Raw genomic sequence first — 18,388 nt, forward strand, 5'->3', positions numbered from 1 at the left:
ATTGGCCCTTTTTATAGCGGATACTGCTAAATGGCTTTTTGTTTTTATTTTAATCAGCTTGAAAATCTTTAGTTCTGTTCAGAGATTAACAACGCTTTTGTGCCTGTTTGCAACGCTCTAAATATATGTTTCTGGTCAGCTGGATAGCAAATATAGTCTCCAACACCAAGCTCTACCGCTTCATCAATTAAACCCACCAAAGCTTTCCCTTCAATCACAATAATATGCTCTACAGAACCAACTGGATGCGGCTCTGAAAGCCGGTCTTCACCCGGCTCCACAATCAATAAATAAACATCACGGCGCGCATGAGGCGGACAAGTCGCCAGCAAAATTGCTTTGTAGTTGGCGATCTCTGAGCTCACTGTTGGACCATCGCCACAGCGAATGACTTGTACCTGATTGCTCGGTTCTTCCATCAAACGCGCAAATGGAATATTCAGCGCAACACAAAGTGCCCATAAGGTTTCAATGCTTGGGTTACCTTGGCCTGCTTCTAATTGTGAAAGAGTCGATTTGGCAACACCTGCACGGCGAGCAACCTCTGCCAATGAAAGCCCTGCTCTTTGGCGTTCACGCGTTAAACCTTTGGCAATAATTTCAATGGGCTGAGACATTCATTCTATCCGTTCTATAAAAAAAACGATCGTTCGTTTTGACAAAACAATCAGACTTATTCATTATAATGGAAAATCGTTCGTTATATCATGCTATGACTACATACGCTCTCATTAAAAAACTCAGTAAAGACACGACTCGCTCGATTTTCTTTGTGTGTCTAGCGACGAGTGTCGTTGGCATGTCTTTAGGTTCACTCGCCGCAAGTTATGGCTTAGCACTCTGGATTCCGCTTTGCCTATCTGTATTTGTGCTCGCAGGAACTGCTGAATTTATCTTTATTGGATTCTTGGCTGTAGGAGGTAGCCCAATTGCGGCTGCAATTGCAGGACTACTCGTCAATTTAAGGCACTTACCTTTTGGTATTGCGGTCAATGAACTGATTCGAGGCAAATATTCTCAATATTTTGGGTCTCACATCATGAACGATGAAAGCGTTTTGTTTGGTATGGCACAGCCTGATTTCGAAACCAAAAAGGCTGCTTACTGGCTATGTGGTATAGGCATCATGCTCAGTTGGCCACTCGGTGTCACTGCTGGTTATTTTATTGGGAGTGCTATTCCAGACCCTAAAACATTTGGCTTAGATGCGATTTTCCCAGCGATTTTAATTGCACTTACATTTAATGCTTTAAAGAATAAAACCACTCGAAAAGCTGCATTTACCGGATCTACTTTAGCACTGATCACCACACCCTTTTTAGCTTCAGGACTTCCGATTCTGATTTCACTTTTTGGCTTAATATGGGGTAGAAAGAAATGAATCAACAGTTACTCATAATTTTGGGTATAGGCTTGTTAGCACTTGGAACCTATGGCATTCGCTTTGCTGGTTTTCACTTGGGTGCCAAGTTTTCGTTTTCTGAAAAATACCAAGTTTTACTCTCAAACGGCGCAACGATCTTGCTCTGTGCAATCGCTGTGACCACGACATTTTTTGAAGGTCAACATTTCGCGGGTTTCGCACGTATATTTGGTGTTGGCTTAGCACTGTTCTCGGTTTGGAAAAAAGTACCGCTTTTATTAGTGATTTGCTTGGCAGCCGCGGGCACGGCACTTATACGTTTGCTTGGAATTGAGTAATAAAAAAGGCGAGATAAACTCGCCTTTTTTGAAACTTTGATTAGAACGGTAAATCGTCGTCTAAATCAGCTGGTGCAGAAGCTGGTTGTTGCGGAGCTTTAGGCGCAAAACCACCCGCTTGAGGGTTACTTCCACCATTACCAAAACCACCTTGGCCACCATAACCACCGCCATTGTTTTGGCCGTAGCCGCCACCTTGGTTGTTATTGTTTTGATAACCATTACCACCTTGTTGAGGTGCGTTAAAACGTGGTTGATTAAAATCATTACCACCAGCGAAACCTTGTTCACCTTGTTGACGAGCATCTAACATCTGCATCTGGTCGCCACGGATTTCTGTTGTATAACGCTCTTGGCCATTTTGGTCTGTCCACTGACGCGTACGTAATGAACCTTCAATATAAACCTTAGAACCTTTACGTAAGAACTGCTGAGCAATTTCCCCTAAACGGTTATGCAAAACAATACGGTGCCATTCTGTTTGTTCTTTGCGCTCACCGGTATTTTTATCAGTCCAAGCTTCACTTGTCGCGATTGAAAATTGGGTCAACGAGCCCCCATTTGGAAAAGTTTTTGTTTCAGGATCACGACCCAAAGTACCAACCAAAATAACCTTATTTACACCACGCATTAGCTGTCTTCATCCTATACATTTCTATGTTTTACTTTATAAGAGTTATGCTTAAATGGCTACCTCTTTACCGAACAACTGCGTTAAATCACGTCGCGCAGCATCATCTAGAGACTGTTTATCGACTTTAATATAAGCAACTTGCTGGTCAGGCATCACCACAACTTCTTCGATACCACGAATTGCCAATAGCTGTGTGGTCCACTCATTCACCTGTTGCACTTGCGGCAATGGCAACACAATCGATGACAAATACCGCGGCTGAGCTAAACCAAAACTAATTAGCAACCATATTATAGCAATCCCTGCCAAGACACTCCATCCAATCGCAGTATTATGTAACATCAATAATTGACCACCTAGTGTGCCACCGAAAAAAGCGCCTAAAAATTGGCTACTGGCATTTACACCCATAGCCGTGGCTTTTGACTGGATTGGAGCAGACTTCGACAGCCATGAAGGCAATAAAGCTTCCATCACATTAAATGCAATAAAGAAAATACCTAGACCGGCAAGTAATACATATTTTGATTGATAACCAAATATGAGGAGCAGTAAACCGACAATAATGCCTGTAATGGCTGTTAAGAAAATCCCGCGCATTTTGCGATATTTTTCAGCAATGATAATACTTGGAAATGCAAAGAACAGGCTAATGACTAACAGTGGCAAATACACCAGACCATGGCTCGCCAGAGGAATATGGGCGAACTCAATGAGTTGTGAAGGCACATAAATAAACATGGCAGTCAGCAATAAATGCAATGCAAAAACCGAAACGTGTAAACGGTTTAAATCACCCATTTGAATAACTTGCTTAAGCTGCGCCATGTAGCCTTGCTGATAATTACGATGATGGCGAGTTACTTTAGGTACGAGCAATAACATCGAAATCGCGATTAAGCCCATAATGGTCGTCACAAAGAACAAACCAGAAATACCGACAAGGCTTGTGAGCCAAGGCCCAAGACTAAACGCCACTACAAAAGACAGGCCAATACTCATGCCCATTGCAGCCATCGCTTTAGTACGCTGTTCTTCACGCGTCACATCGGCTAAAAGAGCCATGACAACTGCCGAAACTGCACCCGCGCCAGCGATAGCACGGCCAATAATCACGCCATAAATCGTGTCAGATAACCCCGCAATTGCACCACCAACCGCAAAGAGTAACAACCCAAATACCACCAGTGGTTTACGGCTAAAACGGTCTGCCAGTAAGCTAAATGGAATTTGTAAAATCGCCTGACTTAAGCCGTAAACGCCTACAGCCAAACCAATGAGTGCTGGAGTCGCATATTGATATGACTGTCCAACTACAGAAAAGACAGGAATAATCATGAACAAGCCCAACATGCGTAGCGCGAAAATACTACTTAAGGCAAAAGTTGAGCGACGTTCCAAAGCATTCATCATATCAATACACGTTATCAAACTAGGTAAATTATAAGCCGATTCGTTTCTAAAAATACGGGACACCTTATTTAAAATAACGATTTGGGCTTAAAAAGAATAAAGAGGCATTTAGCCTCTTTATTCTATCGAAGTTTGCTGAAAATTAGCTTAAGGCGACTGTTGCTCGCGCTTTGAATATTGAATTGAAGCAATAACAGCCCAAACAATGAACGCTACACCAATTAAACCTGTGACAACTTCAGGTACATGTACGCCAGTACCACTTGCAATCATAATGAATGCTAAAGCACCAATTGCATAATGCGCGCCATGTTCCAAGAACACATAGGCATCTAGTGTGCCTTTTTCTACAAGGTAAACTGTCATTGAACGGACAAAAATAGCACCGATTGCAAGACCGAGCATAATCACGACAACGTCGCTGGTAATCGCAAATGCACCGATTACGCCATCAAAACTGAATGATGCATCTAATACTTCAAGATATAAGAAACCACCTAAACCTGCTTTCACCACACCAGAAGCAGCACCTGATCCATCTTGTAATACAGCATTACCATTTTCATCAATTTCAGGTTCACCACCTAACAAATGACTAAGTACTTCAACGCCAATATAAACCACAATGCCCCAAATACCTGCCATGACCACAGCTAAGCGGTGAACTTCATCCACATAAGCAGCCATCACGATTAAGGCAATCAAAGCCAGAAATACAGACATTGCCGGTACGCTTGCCAAGCTTGCAAGTTTAGATTCAAGCCATCTAAACCAATGGGTTTCTTTTTCGTCATCAAAAAAGAAGTTTAAGAACACCAGTAATAGGAATGTTCCACCAAAAGCTGAAATTTCAGCATGGTGTGCCATTAAACGATCAGAGTAAGTTTTCGGATCATTGAGTGCCAATTTAGCCACTTCAATAACACCCATATCTGCAGTCACTGCAACAATTACAACAGGGAAAACTAAACGCATACCAAAAACGGCGATTAAAATACCTACCGTTAAAAAGATCATTTTCCAGAACGGGTCCCAATTACGTAGAACCGATGCATTTACGACAGCGTTGTCAAAAGATAAAGAGACCTCCATTACAGCTAAAATGGCTGTAATTGTTAAAGCTTTAAGCATGGTAGACACGCCGGCTTCAGGTCCGTGGGTAAAACCCCAATACGCGGATAGTGCTAAACACACCACCGTAAAAAATATCGAAAATCGGAAATGCTTCATGGATCAGACCTATACCAAGAATAAATTTAATCTTTCTTAAAAACCGCGGCTATTATATCGATAATTAACCACAAAACGATGATGTTTTGTGCCGTTATTCAATTTCCTTTATCTGACTGTTTAATAAAGAAATTTATAATATTTAATTAACTCATTAATCGTATTAAATATTTTCTTGCGATATATCTATCATTATTATTTTTGTATTTTAAAATTGATTTAAAATCCGGTTTAGCTGTCTTATTTTAAATGGAATATTTTATGCTTTTTTCTCAAGAACTCTGGCAACGTAATTTAAATTTATACCAAAAAATTCTCGACCTGCCTTTTAATCAAGAACTTGCTAACGGTACTTTAGATAAAGAAGCTTTTTGTCATTATGTCATTCAAGATGCCCAATATTTAGTAGCTTATGGCCGGGTGCTTGCTGTTGCAGCTGCGAAAGCTTTCGAGGCTGACGATATCATGCAATTTTCAGATGCCGCTAAAATTGCAATTGTGGTTGAGCGCAGCTTGCATGATGACTTCATGAAAAACTTTGGTGTCACAAAAGAAGAATTTAAAAATACGCCGTTGACCTTGGCAGGCCATCATTACACTTCATTTTTGACCGCAACTGCTTGGTCTGAGAGCTACCCTGTCGTACTTGCAGCATTGTTACCTTGCTTCTGGATTTATGCCGAAGTGGGTAAAGATATTGTGAATAAATCAATTCCTAACAACCCTTACCAAGCATGGATTGATACTTACGCTGGTGAAGAGTTCCATACAGCGGTTCGTAATGTGATTGCGACAGTAGATAAAGTTGCAGCACGTTGTGATGCAGACACTTTAGAAAAAATGCATGCCGCTTACACCATGGGTGCAAAACTTGAATGGTTGTTTTGGGATAGTGCCTACCACCAAAGACAATGGTTGGGCTTAGATCAGATCTAAATCAAGATGAGGCTCTGATCATTTACTTCGTTAAATGGTCAGCCTTAAATTTAACTTTGAAACCACTGCCAGCCGTAAATCAAACCTGCCGCAGCGACCACCCAACATAGCGTTGCCAGTCCTAGACATGACCACATCGACATCCGTGTTGCCAACCCATAAACAGCAACTAAATAAATGGCATAGGGAATCAGTGACCATAGGCCAAACAGAGCCGTTTTTTGTAACGCCTCCGCCCCTTTTTGCTGGTAAACAATCACGTGGGCAATCAAAGCGAATGTAGGAAAAAGTGGGACCAAACCTGCAATATAAAAGGCCTTACTTTTCGATAAAATTGAAATGATAAGGACAACCCCAGCCCCCAACATACACTTTAAAAATAACACCCACATATTTAATCTAGATCCAACGCTTAACTATAAACTTCAATATCGTGCAGTTTGACTAAAGATACTTAAACCACAATCTGCTTGTGCTAAACGTCATCTGCAACCTGCCTATGATTATAAATGAATGTTTTTGCAAGAGAGTGGATAGATGATGTAAAACAACAGGTTTTGCAGATGACAATGGTTTTGGTTACTTTTGCCAAAACAAAAGTAACAGAATTAACTGATAGTATCTAATCTCACGGATTAAAGCTCCGTCGTGAAATTAAAAGTATTACCTAGATTTCAGTTCATCATAAAAAATTAACAGCGACTAAAGCAATCAATGCTGGAACTGCCTGAATATAAATAATCTTTTTACTGGCAGTCAGCCCGCCATAAATACCTGCAATCAGCACACACCCTAAAAAGAAATTAGCAATAGATGTCGCAAATGGTGCATCTGCCAATAAAGACCAGAATAAACCTGCTGCTAAAAAGCCATTATAAAGGCCTTGGTTTTGAGCCATCACTTTAGTGAGTTTTGCTTTTTCGGCATTATTTCCAAAGGCTTTCATGCCATAAGGTTTGTCCCACAAAAACATCTCTAATACTAAAATATAAACATGTAATATTGCGATAAGCGCAATTAAAATTTGTCCGATCATACAATTTTCCTTTTTATTTTAAAGATATGAAAAAAGATCAATCTCTCGACTGATCTTTTAGTGTGTTACGGCTTTAACAATACTTTGCCTTGACGAGCACCCTGCGTTGCGCTTTGAGCGGCAGTTTTAATCTCATCAAAACTAAATACACCTTCTACGGGCAAGATTAATTTTTTCTGAGTCGCTAATGTTAATAGCTCAACAATTAATTCTTTTTTACGAGCTGCCGGCATTTCTTTATTAACCACACTCGCCCAGAAACCTTTTACTGTTGCTTGTTTGAAAATTAGATCACCCGATGAAATCTGCATGGTTTCACCTGTCATACTGCCAAACGAAACGAGCAAGCTATTTTCACTGAGTAAGTGCAGCATTTCACCACTTGCTGTTCCACCAATCGAATCTACACCAGCAATCAGAGGTTGGTCACCGTGAATCTGTTTAACTTGTTCTTTCCAGTTAGGTTGATCGGTCGCAACAACATGTTGAATGCCTAATGCTTGCATTTCTGCAATTGCATCCGTACGACGAACTAAATTAATCACAGATAAACCACGTGCCTGAGCAATCATCGCAACTGTTTTACCGACTGCACCGTTCGCCGTGTTTTGAATGAGCCATTGACCTGGTTGAACGTTAACAAAATCTAAAAGCATCAGGGCACTAATTGGCATACCAATGAGCTGTGCTGCTGTTTCGTCATCAATTTCATTATTAAGTGGAATAAGTCCTTGAGCAGGTGCAATAAAGTGCTCAGCCCAACTGCCATGCACAGCTGCCACTGCAATACGTTGACCTACCTGTATATGTTCAACGCCTTCACCCAACGCATCTACAATACCAACCGCTTCACTACCGCCAATCGCAGGTAAAGTCGGCTTATAGCCATAGCTTCCGCGGACTGTCCATACATCATGATTATGAATTGGAGACATGATGGTTTTAATACGCACTTCGCCTGCTTTTGGTTCTGGCTTTGGCATATCCGCCTGCTCTAAAACGTCTACAGGTTCGCCAAAATTACGATGGATAATACTTCGCATGCTTTATTCCTCTATCGGTTTTATGAGTTGTTGGGTGGTTTCAAGGGCTAGATGGAGATGTGCTTTGTCTTGCGACAATTTTGTAAGTAAAGCAGCACCTAACCATAACTGGTACATGACTTGCGCAGTTTTTAAAGGCTCAATATGTTTTGGAATTGACCCTTCTTGCTGTCCTTCTTTGAGTAGCAAAGCCAGACGCTGCGTTAGTTTGTACACACCGTCATTGAGAATTTGACGCATATCTTCTGATAAGTCCGAAACCTCGGCTGCCAATTTCACAATCAAACAATTTTCAGCCCAACTGCCATTTACCGGATCATCAATCCACGCCCGCCACAATGCCATTAAACGGGCATGGGCGCTTCGCTCGCTGTGCTGCCAGAGTTGTTCCACACGGACTTTATAATCAGCCATATATTGTTCTAACAATGCACAGCCAAATGCCTCTTTCGAAGCAAAGTAGTGATAAAACGAACCCTTAGGTACGTCACAAGCCTTTAAGATTTCTTGCAAACCAACCCCAACAAAACCTTTATGTAATACCAGCTCAAAGCTCGTATCTAAAATGTGTTGTCGCGTGGTTTCACTTTTATTTAATCGTTTCATACCTACATCATAAACAACTATTAGACCAGTCGTCTAGTAAAGTTATGTTGCTGGTTAAAATTTGTCTAGAGTAGAAATCTGAACTAAGGAATGATAAAAATACAACCTGCTTATTTAAACAAATTTTGTCGATTGTCGTTTAACCGTCACAATTTGTCGCTTTAAATCATTTTGTACCACTTGAACAATTTTAAATCGTTATCATATATAGGGTCTGTTGTTTACTACTAGTCACACTTCCCTGCGGCTGATCAAACAACACCTAAATTTTCATCAATACATAATTGAGATGTTTTATGAGCCAAAGTCATATCCGTATTCGAGGCGCACGTACCCATAATCTAAAAAATGTGTCTCTCGATATTCCACGCGACAAATTTGTGGTAATTACGGGGTTATCAGGTTCAGGAAAATCTTCTCTAGCCTTCGATACCCTGTATGCCGAAGGCCAACGCCGTTACGTCGAATCGCTTTCAGCATATGCCCGTCAGTTTTTATCGCAAATGGAAAAGCCTGAAGTCGACTCGATTGAAGGTTTATCACCCGCGATTGCGATTGAGCAAAAATCTACCAGTCACAACCCGCGTTCAACCGTCGGTACGATTACCGAAATTTATGACTATTTGCGTTTGCTTTACGCACGTGTCGGCACGCCTTACTGCCCTGAACACGACTTGCCAATGGTTGCGCAAACTGTTTCTGAAATGGTCGATGCAGTAAAAAACCTTGAGGAAGGCACAGCACTCATGTTGCTTGCTCCTGTCGTTCGTGAGCGTAAAGGTGAATACAGTAACCTGTTCGAGCAGTTACAAGGTCAAGGTTTTGTTCGTGCTCGTGTAGATGGTGAAATCATTGATATTGATACGCCACCAGAGCTCGACAAAAAGAAAAAACACACTATCGAAGTTGTAGTTGACCGCTTTAAAGTGCGTGAAGACTTAGGAAACCGTATTGCAGAATCATTTGAAACTGCACTGCGTTTAGGTGGAGATATTGCTGTTTTATCATGGATGAATGGTGAACATCCTGATCGCGTTTTTTCTGCAAAGCACTCATGTCCAGAATGTGATCGCGCTGTCGCAGAGCTTGAGCCACGTTTGTTTTCATTTAACAACCCGTTCGGTGCCTGCCCTGTTTGTGATGGTTTAGGTACACGCAGTCATTTTAGTTCTGAAAAGCTGATTCCAAATTCTGACCTTGCGATTAGTGAAGGTGCTATTCGTGGATGGGATCGTCAACGTCCATATTACTATTCAATGCTACAAAAAGTTGCCGATCATTTTGGTTTTCAACTTGATACGCCTTGGAACCAGCTAGATAAAGACACTCAAAAGAAATTCTTACAAGGTACGGGCAAAGAAAAAGTCGATTTAAGCTATATCGACGAACGTGGCCGTAAACATACTCGCGTACAACCGTTTGAGGGAGTCTTGCCTCACCTTGAACGCCGTTATCGTGAAACTGAAAGTAACTATGTACGTGATGATTTAGCTCAATATCTCTCTAATGCAGCTTGTGATGCATGTGATGGTTCACGTCTCAATGAAATTTCACGCAACGTTCGTGTGAAAGATAAAACGATTGCTGACATTACTCGTATGTCGATTGGTGATGCTGAAAGCTACTATCAAGGTTTAAACCTTGAAGGTGCTAAAGGCGAAATCGCAGATAAAATCTTTAAAGAGATTCGTGAACGTCTACACTTCTTAGTGAGTGTGGGACTTAACTATTTAAGTCTAGCTCGCTCTGCCGAAACCTTATCGGGCGGAGAAGCACAGCGTATCCGTTTAGCCTCACAAATTGGTGCAGGTTTAATGGGCGTAATGTATGTGCTTGATGAACCATCAATTGGCCTACATCAACGCGATAACGATCGTTTATTACAAACCCTCATTCGCTTACGTGATTTAGGTAATACAGTATTGGTCGTGGAACACGATGAAGATGCAATCCGTGCGGCTGACCATATTATTGATATCGGTCCGGGTGCTGGAGTGCATGGCGGTGTGATTATTGCTGAAGGGACTTATGATGAATTGGCTAAACATGCTGATTCTCTTACAGGTCAATATCTTTCGGGCAAACTCAAAATTGAAGTACCCAAAAAACGTACTCAATCACCACGTCCAGATGAGGTCATCAAACTCTCTGGGGCAAGTGGTCACAACTTAAAAAATGTCGATTTAACGATTCCGCTTGGTATTATGACCTGCGTAACTGGGGTTTCAGGTTCGGGTAAATCGACGTTGATTAACCGCACATTACTTCCATTGGCTGCGACACAGCTTAACGGTGCAACCACATTAACGGCCGAGAAGTTTGACTCGATTGATGGCCTTCAACATCTAGATAAAGTTGTCGATATTGACCAAAGCCCAATTGGACGCACACCACGTTCTAACCCAGCGACCTATACAGGGTTATTTACGCCAATTCGTGAATTATTTGCACAAACACCAGAAGCAAAAGCTCGTGGTTATAGTGCGGGTCGTTTCTCGTTTAACGTAAAGGGCGGACGCTGTGAAGCGTGTGAAGGCGACGGTATGATTAAAGTCGCAATGCACTTCTTACCAGACATGTATGTACCTTGCGACGCGTGTCATGGCAAACGTTATAACCGTGAAACTCTTGAAGTTGGCTATAAAGGCAAAAATATTTCTGATGTTTTAGAAATGACTGTTGAAGATGCTGCGGAGTTCTTTAGTGCAATTCCAGTGATTCATCGCCGCTTAGAAACCTTAACTCAGGTAGGTTTAGGCTACATCCGTTTAGGTCAAGCTGCTACCACGCTTTCTGGTGGTGAAGCGCAACGTGTAAAACTTGCACGTGAGTTAGCAAAACGAGATACGGGTAAAACTTTATATATCTTGGATGAACCAACAACAGGTTTACATTTCCATGATATTGCCAAGTTACTCGACATTTTGCATGAGCTACGTAACAAGGGTAATACCATTGTGGTGATTGAACATAACCTTGATGTGATTAAAACAGCCGACTGGGTTGTGGACTTAGGTCCTGAAGGTGGTTCAGGCGGTGGGATGATCATTGCAGAAGGCACACCTGAACAAGTAGCTGAGGTCGAGATTTCCCATACGGGGCGTTTCCTAAAGCCGATGTTGAAGCAATAAAATAAAAAGCCGGAAATGATTTCCGGCTTTTTTATCCCTCAACTGCATTTCGCCCTCTAGCTTTGGCTTTTAAGAGTGAATTATCAGCCTTCTCTAAAAGCTCAATCCAACTCATCGCTCCTATCGCAAAACCAATGCTGACAGACACATGCAATTTTTCTTCTGAACCAGATAAATCAATCTCTTCTAAAGAAATCGCCATTCGAATTTTTTCTGCTAAAAGACGGGCATCCACAAATTGTACCTGCTCTAACAGTATTAAAAATTCATCTCCCCCATAACGGACAATTAAATCTGAACTTCGAATATTTTGTTTTAATTGCTCTGCAATACTGACAATAACGCGGTCACCCACAATATGTCCATATTGGTCATTCACCTGTTTAAAACGGTCTATATCGATAATCATTAAACAGGTCTGGGTAAATTTTTGAGGATAACTTTCAACAATTTTTAAATATTCAGATAGAGCCAAACGGTTAGACACACCAGTGAGGGGGTCCGTATTCGCGATATTCTTTAATTGAAACTCAAAAGCATCTCGTTGCTGTAACATACGCTGCAATCGATCTATCGCTTCAAACAAAGAAAAAAATTCACCTTTTGTGGTGACATTCATGTCATCTGTACAATGATCAGAACTATGAGATAAATCTAAAATTAAAGTTCTCGCTTTAATTAAAGGGGAAAATACACGTCTTTGGGCATATATCAGAGTAAGTAATGCTGTAGCCAAGGAAATTAAAGAAATAAATAAAGTTAAAAAGAAATCATTTCGGGCAATCGCATTTTCTTGATTTGCAATCACCACACTTTCATTAAGAATATATGTTTGTAAATCAACGACAGTAGTAAATTTACCTACGATTTTTTCGGTTAACTGTGTACCATTTAGAAAATATGGCTCGCCCTTTTGGCTCTCTTCCAATAGCTTTTCTACAATTGGAATACCTTTGTCTATAAACTCCGTTTTTACTTGTGAATATAATCGACGATATTCTGAAGTTTTTGCCTGTTCAGGCTGCAAAGTATCAACCAAAATCCATAAATATCTGGCTTGATGCTGAGTTTGTAGAGAGCGTGCCCGATTATTACTTGGAATCTCTTCATTAAAACTAACGGGAGCAATAATGTTAGAAGCCATGCGTCCAGCCTGATCACGCATATCAGTCAGCACAATAATAAGCGTAAAATAATTAGAAATACGGCTGTCTTTACTTTTTAGCTGCAACATCAATTTTTGCAGGATTTCCCTACAATGATCCCATGCGCCAAACATCCCTAAAATAGCATTATCCATTTGAACGGAAGTCCTTGCTGCATAGGGAGTTTCACCATAATAATCAACGACAGCTCTCGCTTGTCTAATATTTTCCTTTAAACTGGTTTGCAACTCATTAGCTAATGAAACATAACCCGCTTGTTTTAAAATAAGAATACTTGAATCAATTTGCTCATCGACAATTAAACGAAATTTTCTTAATTCTTGTTGATTCTTTAATAAATCCTCAGGAGTACTCGACATCATTTTGTTAGCAGGAGCACGCTCCTTAGAGATTTTATAAGCAATATCTGCTACTGCTCTTAAACTTTTTATTTCAGCTAAGGCTTGTCTAGTTTTTATATAATCCTGATAGCTTCCCACAATAAGAGGTATAGCCATGAATAATAAGGACAAAATAATAACCAGCATGAAAAGGAACAGTCGATTACTAATATGTTCTGAACGTAATCCTGCCATTTCTAGCTGATACTCCGTAAATGCCCTGCCATTTTTAATGCGATATAAATTAGGCTTAAATTTATCCTAGCATTTTAATAACTAAAATTTCATCAATAAACTGATCTTTTCTCTTCTTAATAATTATAAGAGCTCTACATACCGTAAGCTTAATTAATAAACAAAATCGGAAAATTGAATAATTTTTATAAAAAAACTCCATTTTACAGATTGAACTGTTTTGGTGATGATAATCAAACATATTCACTTGTCCTCTTGGATGCTTCTCCCAGCATCCATTGCCCAGCTTCTTTAAGCTGGGTTCTTTTTGACCAAATGTTTTAAAATAAACTTCACGTAATTCTTATTAGAGTTTTTAGATTTTCTTATAGATAAAAAAAAGCTCAACCTTGGGGAAAGCTGAGCTCGTAAAATCTGATGTGGTATACACATCGTATCTGGGCAAGCACTTTAAATCCTAAAAACGTTAGGCAGTGAACTTTGCAATTGAATTATGTGATTTATCTCTACTTTTGTAAAGTTGATTAAATTAATCAGAATTAAAACTTTAATCGTTTTTTTGACTTGAAATAGAGATTTCTTTTACTTTATTCACTTATATAATAATTAAGAATAGTTAAATTTTTTAGCTAAACTAATCTAAATATTGTTAACTATTCCTCAAAATAAAACAAATTAGATAATAAAATGGCTATTTTTTATTCACTTTGTAAACAAAGCGATACTTTCATTAATGTTAAAACCGATCAATATAATCAGTTTTTCCAATTGCAATTGTAATATCTTTTTAATATTTACTTCTTAATTCATAATGAAATATAATTATTAGCTTATTGTAAATGTTCATTTTTTTATCAGGTTGACAATTCACTTTTCATTTGATTAGTTTTTCACCAATTTTAACATAAGTGTCAAATATCTTTAACATTACCTTTCCTACATTATTGACTTCATAAATTGTTACAATACAATGACCCCAGCTTTATCTCTTGTTAATGCTGGAAATGATTATGAAAAAACTTGGTTTAGCCACTGCTGTATTATTAGCCATGACCGGTGCTCATGCTTATCAATTTGAAGTTCAAGGTCAATCTGAATACGTTGACACAACTGCAAATGATAAAAACTTCACTGGTGACGTTGCTGGTACATTCTATTTAAAAAATGTTGATACCGCTAAAGGTCCTTTAGCTGAAGCAGCTTTCTTGAACCAAGCTTCTAGCGTATCTTTAGGTTATAGCTACCAACAGTATGACCAAAGCAACGGTTTAAACTACCACGTTGGTACATACGGTGTTAAAGGTGAGGCTTACGTTCCTACTCCTTACCTTCCTGTATACGCTAGCGCAACTTATAACCACACTGATGTTGATGGTAAAAACGCTATCTCTCGTGATGACAACGGTGACCGTTATGCATTAGAAGTTGGTGCTATGTTGTTACCTAACTTCTTGATGACTGTTGGTTATACAAGCGTTGCTAACCAATTCGCTTTAGACAACTTTGGCATCATCAGCAACGGTATCTACTCTGCTGTGAACCAAACTGCTGCGATCCAAGACGACCAAGATGCTGTTACAGCTCGTGCTAAATATGTAGGTCCAATCGATGGAACTAACATGGCAATCGGTTTTGAAGCTGCTGGTGCTTTCGGTCAAGAAAACCAATATGGTTTAAAAACTGACCTTTACTTAACTCCTAAGTTAAGCGTTGGCGCATCTTTCATTGGTAACGATGGTTCAGCTGACATCAAAGGCAATGACCTTGGTGAATTCCGTCAAGCTTGGGGTGGTAACGTAAACTACTTCATTACTCCAGCTGTAGCAGTTGGTGCATCGTACATGAAAGCTGACGTTAAAAAGTCTAGCTACGATACACAAACTATCGGCTTAAATGCTAAAGTTCGCTTCTAATTTAAATTAGAAATCGAATTAAAAAAGGACTCATTTGAGTCCTTTTTTTACAGCTAAATATTAACTTCGTACAATATTTAAGAAATATAAATGACGTTCATATTGATCAATAATGTCCTGAATTAAATCTTCTTGAGTCCAATCCATTACGTCATAGTTCTGCCCGCCTTCTCTTAAAAAGACTTCAGCTTGGAAATATTGCCCATCTTCAGCTTCAGTACGTCCAATTAAAAAACTTGGCGGCACTGTTTCACGTGAAACAACTTTATAAATAAAATTAATTTCATGATGGTGATCGACCCGAAGTTGCATTCCATCTTCAAGTTGAGTAATTGAAACTTCTAAGTGACGGCGTCTAAATTCATGTTTAATATTTTCAAACGCACGACTTACTTGCTTTTCAATATATTCTCTTACTTCTTCTTCACTATGAGGATAGTGCATGATTAATCCGAGACGCTGTTGCCAGCTTCGTGGATTATGAATGGCACGTGGAGTAATGCGTGCTTCCTGAATGGCTGTCATTTTGGTGACATCAAGATGCAATGCTTTTATCAATCCCCAACTCATTAAAAGCATAACCACAGTAAACGGCAATGCACTCATAATAATTGAAGACTGTAACGCGGCTAAACCACCGACTAGCAATAAGATAATGGCAAGTACAGCCATCAGCACCGTCCAGAACAAACGCTGCCAAGTAGGTGAGTTTTCAGTTTTTGCTGTTAAATAATCGGTGACCAATGCTCCAGAGTCAGCAGAAGTTACAAAGAATAAAACGACTAAAATAGTAGCCAAAATATTCATGACACCTGACCATGGCAAGTGGCCTAAAAACTCAAATAGTGCAACTGAGGAATCTTGCTGAACAGCTTGAATGAGAGTGGTTTGATGCTCATGAATAATACTAAATAACGCAGCATTTCCTAAAAAGCCCATCCAGATAATCGTAAAACCTGTCGGGATGAGCAGAACTCCCACAATAAACTCTCGAATAGTACGACCACGTGAAACACGTGCGATAAACATTCCCACGAATGGTGACCATGAAATCCACCAAGCCCAGTACAAAATTGTCCAACCACCAATCCATCCATTTGGCTGATAAGCATATAAATTGAATGTCATGGTAAAAAGATTAGAGATATATTGCCCAGTGTTTTGAATAGTGGTTTGGAGCAAATAGATACTTGGACCAGCAATAAAAACGAATGCTAATAAAATTAAGGCTAAGACTAAGTTTAGCTCTGATAAGCGTTTGACCCCTTTATCAAGACCTAAGAACACAGACAAGGAGGCTAAAATACTCACAAAAATAATGAGTAAAACTTGAATATGGGTGCTTTGCTCAACACCGAACAAATAATGTAAACCAGAGTTAATCTGAGTTACACCGAACCCGAGAGAAGTCGCTACACCAAATACCGTACCAATGGTCGCGAATATATCGATGCTGTCGCCCCATGGTCCATAAATCTTTTTACCAATGAGCGGATAGAGTGCTGAACGGGTCTTTAAGGGTAAATTATGTCGATAAGCAAAATAAGCCAATGCCAATCCGACTACTGCATAAATTGCCCATGCATGTAAGCCCCAGTGGAAGAAAGTTACTCTAAGTGCTTGCTGGGCTGCATCAATAGTCTGGGCGTCCCCACTCGGTGGATTAACATAATGCATGACGGGTTCGGCAACCCCGAAGAACATTAGACCGATTCCCATCCCTGCTGTAAACAGCATGGCGAACCAAGACCCATTATTATATTCAGGCTGGCTGTGGTCAGGTCCTAACTTAATCCGGCCTATTGATGAGCAAGCGATATAAATCAATAAAATGAGAAAGAAGGCAACAGATAAAACATAAAACCAGCTAAATGAATCGGTGATCCATTGTTTTAATTGCTGCGTTAGAAGTTCAAAGGAACTCGGGGCGATCACCACAACTGCTAAAAATAAGGCAATGATAATGACCGTACCAAAAAATACGTTAGGATTAACGTTTGCGAACCAACCTGGTTGTTTGGAAGGCATAACTCCTCCATGTTATTTTAATGAAAAGTGACAGGCATTAAGCCAATAGAGATATTCACGGAATGAACAAAGTTAAATCTTTCAATAGAGAAAGCCGATAATACTCTAAATAAACTTAAATAATATTGCAGTTACAAAGGTGTAAACAAATTGAAACACCCTCTTCTTTATTTGTCAGTATTTCTCCTTGGCGGATGACCAATATACTGTAGAGCAATCAAACGTGTAACAATCAAAGCCAGATACATCACGCCGCAAAACATTTGTAACATCGCTAAAACGCGTGCCGGCGGACTAAGCGGCATTAAATCAGATAAGCCTGTCGCTGACTGTAAGCTAAAACTCAGGAAGAGTAGATCTAACCACGTCTGTAGATGATGAGCATTATTTGGATTTTGGAAGCTAGCAGGAATTAATAACTGACAAATGTTGTAGAGGAATGCAAAGCCCCAAGCAAGCAGAGTAAAAACTGCGGCGGCTGCAAATAATTCATCCCTTGTTAAATATCGGTCAGCAAACATATACCGAAATAAACCATACGCAGCCGAAAAATAAGCTAACGCTTCACAACTATGAGCAAATATCTGGACCGTTAAGTTGCTATAGCCCAGTAAAATAAAGACTGAAGATATAATCGCTCCACTGACAAAGCTTAGACCCAGAAAAGTAAACATTGGGGTTTGGCGAATCACTTTGGCAATAATGAGTAAGGCAAGTACTCCTAACGCCCAAGTGAGAGTTCGATAAGAGGCATCGTGAAAAGTCAGCATAGCTAAGATCAATAAAACAAACTGAACCAGTAACAGCCACGCAGAAGGTAGCAATCGAAAGCTCGCCCAGAACTCGATAATAGAGCGCATTTAATTATTTTCCTTTTTCGTTATATTTTGAATTATAGAAAATCATACTGTACAAAAAATAGGATAAACAAGTTGTTCTTTATTAAAAAGCTCTTTCATCTCAGTATATAAGATAA

The 18,388-nt window shown here is 39.8% G+C and carries 16 protein-coding genes; 5 read left to right on the top strand and 11 right to left on the bottom strand.

All coding sequences use genetic code 11. The annotated features are described in order from the left end of the window. Positions 1-68 precede the first annotated feature (68 nt). Positions 69-617 (bottom strand): helix-turn-helix domain-containing protein, encoded by a 549-nt coding sequence (locus POD11_RS10710; RefSeq protein WP_016142803.1) that lies wholly within the window; start codon positions 615-617, stop codon positions 69-71. 68 nt (positions 618-685) lie between these two features. Here POD11_RS10710 and POD11_RS10715 point away from each other — a divergent pair, with 68 nt between their 5' ends. Together POD11_RS10715 and POD11_RS10720 are read left to right on the top strand one after the other, a co-directional pair. Further along, positions 686-1,381 (top strand): AzlC family ABC transporter permease, encoded by a 696-nt coding sequence (locus POD11_RS10715; protein ID WP_239967002.1) that lies wholly within the window; start codon positions 686-688, stop codon positions 1,379-1,381. Further along, a complete protein-coding gene (locus POD11_RS10720) occupies positions 1,378-1,701 on the top strand; it encodes an AzlD domain-containing protein (protein ID WP_262457165.1) in 324 nt (107 codons plus the stop codon). Before POD11_RS10715 ends, POD11_RS10720 begins: the two co-directional genes overlap by 4 nt. Before the next feature lie 40 nt (positions 1,702-1,741). On the opposite strand, the gene ssb is transcribed toward POD11_RS10720, so the two are convergent. The 3 genes from ssb to POD11_RS10735 all read right to left on the bottom strand — a co-directional run bounded on the left by ssb (position 1,742) and on the right by POD11_RS10735 (position 4,978). Beyond that, entirely contained in the window at positions 1,742-2,332 is a 591-nt protein-coding gene (gene ssb / locus POD11_RS10725; RefSeq protein WP_239967000.1) for a single-stranded DNA-binding protein, read from the bottom strand. 51 nt (positions 2,333-2,383) lie between these two features. Then, positions 2,384-3,748 (bottom strand): MFS transporter, encoded by a 1,365-nt coding sequence (locus POD11_RS10730; protein WP_262457166.1) that lies wholly within the window; start codon positions 3,746-3,748, stop codon positions 2,384-2,386. Between the two features lie 147 nt (positions 3,749-3,895). Then, positions 3,896-4,978, bottom strand: a complete 1,083-nt coding sequence (locus POD11_RS10735; RefSeq protein ID WP_016142798.1) for a DUF475 domain-containing protein — start codon at positions 4,976-4,978, stop codon at positions 3,896-3,898. 261 nt (positions 4,979-5,239) lie between these two features. Here POD11_RS10735 and tenA point away from each other — a divergent pair, with 261 nt between their 5' ends. Continuing rightward, positions 5,240-5,914, top strand: a complete 675-nt coding sequence (tenA, locus tag POD11_RS10740; protein WP_057086125.1) for a thiaminase II — start codon at positions 5,240-5,242, stop codon at positions 5,912-5,914. Between the two features lie 50 nt (positions 5,915-5,964). Here tenA and POD11_RS10745 read toward each other — a convergent pair whose 3' ends face one another. From POD11_RS10745 to POD11_RS10760, 4 genes are all read right to left on the bottom strand, one after another. Next, positions 5,965-6,306, bottom strand: coding sequence for a GlpM family protein (locus POD11_RS10745; protein WP_262457167.1), 342 nt, complete (start codon positions 6,304-6,306; stop codon positions 5,965-5,967). A gap of 290 nt (positions 6,307-6,596) precedes the next feature. Then, entirely contained in the window at positions 6,597-6,950 is a 354-nt protein-coding gene (locus POD11_RS10750) for a DUF1304 domain-containing protein (RefSeq protein ID WP_000580165.1), read from the bottom strand. A 65-nt stretch (positions 6,951-7,015) separates the two neighbouring features. Then, positions 7,016-7,993 carry a zinc-binding dehydrogenase gene (locus tag POD11_RS10755; RefSeq protein WP_262457168.1) on the bottom strand — a complete coding sequence of 326 codons (978 nt, stop codon included), beginning with the start codon at positions 7,991-7,993 and terminating at the stop codon, positions 7,016-7,018. Positions 7,994-7,996: 3 nt separating this feature from the next. Further along, the gene (locus POD11_RS10760) at positions 7,997-8,599 is read right to left on the bottom strand and encodes a TetR/AcrR family transcriptional regulator (protein ID WP_016142793.1); all 603 of its coding nucleotides are present in this window, start codon (positions 8,597-8,599) and stop codon (positions 7,997-7,999) included. 296 nt (positions 8,600-8,895) lie between these two features. Between POD11_RS10760 and uvrA the strand changes: the two genes are divergently transcribed. Beyond that, on the top strand, positions 8,896-11,730 hold the full coding sequence (gene uvrA, locus POD11_RS10765; RefSeq protein WP_262457169.1) for an excinuclease ABC subunit UvrA: 2,835 nt from the start codon (positions 8,896-8,898) through the stop codon (positions 11,728-11,730). A 31-nt stretch (positions 11,731-11,761) separates the two neighbouring features. Here the strand turns inward: uvrA and POD11_RS10770 are convergent, their stop codons facing one another. Further along, positions 11,762-13,471 carry a GGDEF domain-containing protein gene (locus tag POD11_RS10770; protein WP_262457170.1) on the bottom strand — a complete coding sequence of 570 codons (1,710 nt, stop codon included), beginning with the start codon at positions 13,469-13,471 and terminating at the stop codon, positions 11,762-11,764. A gap of 1,010 nt (positions 13,472-14,481) precedes the next feature. On the opposite strand from POD11_RS10770, the gene omp33-36 reads away from it, so the two are divergent. Then, positions 14,482-15,384 (top strand): porin Omp33-36, encoded by a 903-nt coding sequence (gene omp33-36, locus POD11_RS10775; RefSeq protein WP_016142789.1) that lies wholly within the window; start codon positions 14,482-14,484, stop codon positions 15,382-15,384. Positions 15,385-15,444: 60 nt separating this feature from the next. On the opposite strand, the gene POD11_RS10780 is transcribed toward omp33-36, so the two are convergent. Together POD11_RS10780 and POD11_RS10785 are read right to left on the bottom strand one after the other, a co-directional pair. Continuing rightward, positions 15,445-17,412 carry a BCCT family transporter gene (locus tag POD11_RS10780; RefSeq protein ID WP_224992149.1) on the bottom strand — a complete coding sequence of 656 codons (1,968 nt, stop codon included), beginning with the start codon at positions 17,410-17,412 and terminating at the stop codon, positions 15,445-15,447. Positions 17,413-17,579: 167 nt separating this feature from the next. Beyond that, entirely contained in the window at positions 17,580-18,272 is a 693-nt protein-coding gene (locus tag POD11_RS10785; protein ID WP_239966993.1) for an ion channel, read from the bottom strand. Positions 18,273-18,388 lie beyond the last annotated feature (116 nt).

Origin of the sequence: Acinetobacter sp. P1(2023), assembly GCF_028367635.1 — a bacterium.
Classification (GTDB): domain Bacteria; phylum Pseudomonadota; class Gammaproteobacteria; order Pseudomonadales; family Moraxellaceae; genus Acinetobacter; species Acinetobacter pittii_E.